This window comes from Microcystis sp. M109S1 (assembly GCF_020247025.1).
Classification (GTDB): Bacteria; Cyanobacteriota; Cyanobacteriia; order Cyanobacteriales; family Microcystaceae; genus Microcystis.
On sequence record NZ_JADBRW010000172.1, the window covers coordinates 1 to 4,519 of the forward strand.

Consider the following 4,519-nt stretch of genomic DNA (forward strand, 5'->3'; position numbering starts at 1 on the left):
TACTTGCTTTAATACTAACGGGCTTACTTTAGCTGGTAACGCTTGATAATCTGCGCTTGTTTTCAAAGCATGGTGTAACTCAGTCATGGTTAGAAATGGCTGATGTGAAAAGAAAGCTTGACGGTTTAAATAGACAGCACAGTTATAGAGATTCTTTGATAAAAATGCCAACTTATCCAATGCTAAAAATTCATTTTTATTAAATTTGATTAGATGTCTTTGAACTAATTTCATGATCTTCCTCCAAGCACTTAATTAAACATTCAGTTTTTCTTGTTCTTTGTCTTATCGAATACAGTCGAGCGCAAAATGAAGTGATTATGCTGACAAAATCTGGCATTAAATCATCTTTTCTTTCCTCGGCTAAATTGACTACTTCTATGTGTCGGTTTGTTTGGGCTAAAAGAACTTTTAAATAATTAAACCCTACTCTACTCAATCGGTCTTTATGTTCTACGACAATCAAGTTATAATCAGTTTGTTCTAGAAGTTTTAATAATAGCTTTCTCTGGTCATTAACCCCACTTCCTACTTCTTTAACTACTCTGACAATTTGATAGCCTTTCGCCGTACAATAAGCCTCTAATCTTTTCGCCTGAGTCTCCAAGTTAGATTTATTTTCTGAACTAGAAACTCTTGCATAAATAGCAACTTTATTTTCACGCACTGAACGGTCATCTTCAAAAATAATAATTGTTCCTGTGGGAAGACGTTCTCCTTGTAACTGCCCTCGATTCCACATCCTCCAAGCAGTGTCATAACTGATCCCCTTTTTCTTGGCATAATCTGATAGTTTCATTTGAACTGTAAGGTAAACTTGCACTAACCACAGTAGCAGTCGTTTGCTGTTATTTGCGTATATTTTTGACAAAACTTTACAATACTTTCCCAGACTATCCCTATACAAAAGTTTAGACGGAAAATAGGGGTTGGGGAGAGTGGGAATTATGAATTGGGTAGTGGGGTAGTGGGGTAGTGGGGGAATTTCAACTAAAACCCTAACACCCTAAAACCCCAAAACCCCAAAACCCTAAATCCCCCCGCAACGCGCACGCAGTGACCACCCTATCTCCTGAATACTGTCTCCTAACCCAATGTTGGACAAAGATAAGCAAAAATTATTGATTAACTCCAAAAACTTGAGAATATTTAAATTAACATTCCGCAATATTTACAAATTCTTAAGAATTAATTGAGAAAGATTTTTATTTAACAACGATGTTATGATGGTAACAGCGATTTTATGGAATTTCATAATGGCTCTTTTTGTGCTTTTTTGGGCAGCAACGGTTGAAACCCTTGCCACACCTAGAAGGTCATCCTAATTAAGACAGGTAAATGAGTCAATTTCACCCACAACGATGATCTTTTTTTTGTGTAGTTTTATTGCAAAAAAAAAGTTTTTTTGACAAAAAGCACAAAGTATGATGCGGTCTAGCGGACTTCTAGCTGCGAGTAGTTATTGGAGAGAAGGGAGTAGGGAAGTGGGGAGTGGGGAGAGAAAGTTCGAGCATTTGTACTAAAAATTCCAATACGCAGTTTAAATTCAGTACAGATTAGCTAATTATCTAAGAGCAAAGGTCGCAGAAAACCGCCATAATTCTCGTCATCTGTACCGATAAAGACTTCTATTTTACCTCTAGGAGATTCTCTGGTTGTCACCGCTTCCACTTTGGAGCCGTCGATTTCTGCAATTTTTTGGGGATTAGGGGCAATAATTAGGCTATTATCAGCTTTAACTTGACCAATACGGTAAACAGCACTTCTAAACACTCCCGCACTATCTGGATCGTAAGCGGAAGCTATGTAGATATTACCTTGCTTATCTACGGCTAAATCGGAGATGGGGCGAATATTTTTACCACTACCAAAAGGACTCCGAAAAGTTACCGACTGAAATTCCCCGAATTTTAAGGGATTGAACGAGATATCCGTCCAGCGAATCTTTGTACTCTCTTGACTATCGGCCCGTTCTGCGTAGATAAATAGATAACGATCGCCTTGCCGACTAACAGCGATCGCCTCTACATTTTTCACTGGAATTGGCCAATTTATTTGCTCAACTATCTTGACTTTTTGCTGGTTATATGCTATTAAAAACAGCCGTTGAAAAGGTTTTTCCCCACCACTTTCGGCCAACAAAAATAAATTAGTTTTCGGGATAGAAGTAATACTTTCGAGATCGTTGCTTAATCCCTCTGGATTTGGCCAATCTACCCTTAAAACCTGCCATAATAGGGGTTTTTCCTGGGTAGGTAACTGTAAAAGACTCAGCCTTGGTTGAGACGGATCACTGTTTTTGCCCTTATTTTTGGCATCGTGAACCCCTAGAAAAATATCCGCTTCTACCCAAGCTAAACCACTGAGATCCGGGAGATAAGTCTCCAGTCGTCTCGATTCTTGGGCAAAAGAGACTTGAGCGGCCGAAAAAAAGAAAACTAGGACTAAAATCGCTGAAAAAACAGTTTTTAATCGGCTATTCTTGCTAAAAAATGCTCTCTTCTCTAACACCTATTGCCTAACTCCCAATATCACTGATTAACTCCTCCACCACCCGATTTAAACCGACGGAATGGGAAGCTTTGCATAAAATGCGATCGCCGAAATCGCTCACTTCCTTTAAACGATTAATTAAATCTGCGTGAGTTTGAAAACATTCGCAATCGACCCCAGTAGCCGCCTCAGCAATAAACTTAGCTTCCGGGTCATCTACCAAGACAAACAAGCGATCTATGCCTAGTTTTTGCACCCTCTCACCGACTTGGCGATGTAATTGCTCCGAAAAAGACCCTAACTCCTTCATCGTGCCTAAAACAGCAATATGACGCTGACCGGGAGTAGCTTTCAGTAAATCCAAGGCCGCTAACATTGATTCTAGACCGGCGTTATAGGTTTCATCGAGGAGTAGGATATCGGTTGCTAATTGGTAACGTTTGGCCCGACCACTGGGTAAATTAACTTTAATTCCCTCTTGCAAAGAAGTCCAATCGATGCCTAAAATTTTCGCTACGGCCAAGGCCGCCATAAAATTTAAAGCATGATGACGACCGGATAAAGGTAAGTTAAAATCTAGTCCATTTACTCGTAAAGTAGTTAAATCCAGTAATTCCCCGACTATATCGCCGCCAGAGAAGCCATAAGTAATTGTTTCCCCCTGCCATACCCGTTTAGCTGTTTCGGTAAGTAAAGGGTGATCGTAGTTAAGAACAGCTATACTACTAGAAGGAGACTCGGCCAATAACTCGCATTTGGCCTCTGCGATCGCTGCTTCCGACCCTAAACGACCGATGTGAGCGGTTCCCACATTAGTAATCACTGCGATCGTCGGTTGGGCGATTTGAGCGAGCAGGGCAATTTCTCCCCGTCCCCGCATTCCCATCTCGATTACGGCACTATCGTGAGTTTCATCCAGTTCGAGGAGAGTTTTCGGCACTCCGATCTCATTGTTATAATTAGCCAGGGTTTTATGTACCTTTCCCCGGGTTGCTAATACCGAAGCGATTAATTCTTTAGTCGTGGTTTTCCCCACTGATCCTGTAATAGCAATCACGGGTATAGTAAATTGATTCCGCCACCAATGGGCTAATTGCTGATAGGTTTCTAGGGTATTCTGGACTAGGAATACAGGAATATTACTAGAGGAATTTACCGAAACTGGCTGATCGACAATCAATGTCGCCGCTCCTTTTTCGATAGCCATATCGATAAAATCATGACCATTAAAATTATCACCTTTTAATGCCAAAAATGCTTGTCCTGACTCAATACTACGGCTATCAGTATTAATGCCAGATACTAAACTATCGGGACTAAAACTTATGTCAACATTATCTTGTAAGGACAATAATTGAGCTAGTTGATTGAGGGATAAATGACAGGCCATAGACAATAAAAATACTTAGGATTAACATACTCCCACCGTCAAGCTACGCTGTGACGGGGGATTCTTTCCACATCGCTGTTAGAAATTCCTTGCTCGACGAGACAACTTAGATTCTCAATGTCTCCATTAAGAATCCAGAGGCCGGACTCTCCCAAGGCGTTTGGGTCGGTTTCTGTTTGCCCAACAGTACCGTTGAGATGATTTCCCAAATATTTCAACCCTTTTTTAAGAATGTTGATGGCTGCATTATGATCCCTATCCAAGACTGTTTGACAATTGGGACATTGATGAGTTCTAGTGCTTAATGTTTTTTGAACTCTCGTCTCACAAACTGAACAATCTTGGCTAGTAAAATGCGGTGGTACAGCAACACAGACAATCCGATAAATCTTGGCAAAATAATTCAACCATTCAGTGAATTGATACCAAGAAGCATCACTAATCGACTTGGCAAGCTTACGGTTTTTGACTAAGTTTCTTACCTTTAAAGCTTCATAAACTACCAGATCATTAGACTGGACTAACGCCAAAGCGTCTTTAATTGCTTTGTCTTTACGTTGTCTTGACACTTTAAGATGAAGCCTAGCTACTTTTATCCGTTGCTTGTGATAGTTTTTAGACTGTTTCTTTCCTTGA

General features: G+C 40.3%; 4 protein-coding genes and 1 pseudogene. All 5 read right to left on the minus strand.

Features of this window, described 5'->3' with window-relative positions; genetic code table 11:
- A pseudogene (locus IM322_RS08225) lies at nt 1-234 on the minus strand (RNA-guided endonuclease InsQ/TnpB family protein); the annotation flags it as partial.
- Nucleotides 200-799 (minus strand): IS607 family transposase, encoded by a 600-nt coding sequence (locus IM322_RS08230; protein WP_287673942.1) that lies wholly within the window; start codon nt 797-799, stop codon nt 200-202. The gene IM322_RS08230 and the pseudogene IM322_RS08225, both read right to left, overlap by 35 nt.
- A 761-nt stretch (nt 800-1,560) precedes the next feature.
- The gene (locus IM322_RS08235; RefSeq protein ID WP_287673940.1) at nt 1,561-2,511 is read right to left on the minus strand and encodes a hypothetical protein; all 951 of its coding nucleotides are present in this window, start codon (nt 2,509-2,511) and stop codon (nt 1,561-1,563) included.
- Between the two features lie 7 nt (nt 2,512-2,518).
- Nucleotides 2,519-3,883 carry a UDP-N-acetylmuramoyl-tripeptide--D-alanyl-D-alanine ligase gene (locus IM322_RS08240; protein ID WP_287673938.1) on the minus strand — a complete coding sequence of 455 codons (1,365 nt, stop codon included), beginning with the start codon at nt 3,881-3,883 and terminating at the stop codon, nt 2,519-2,521.
- A 38-nt stretch (nt 3,884-3,921) separates the two neighbouring features.
- Nucleotides 3,922-4,519 (minus strand): RNA-guided endonuclease InsQ/TnpB family protein (locus tag IM322_RS08245; protein WP_287713171.1); only part of this gene is annotated, 598 nt, incomplete at its 5' end.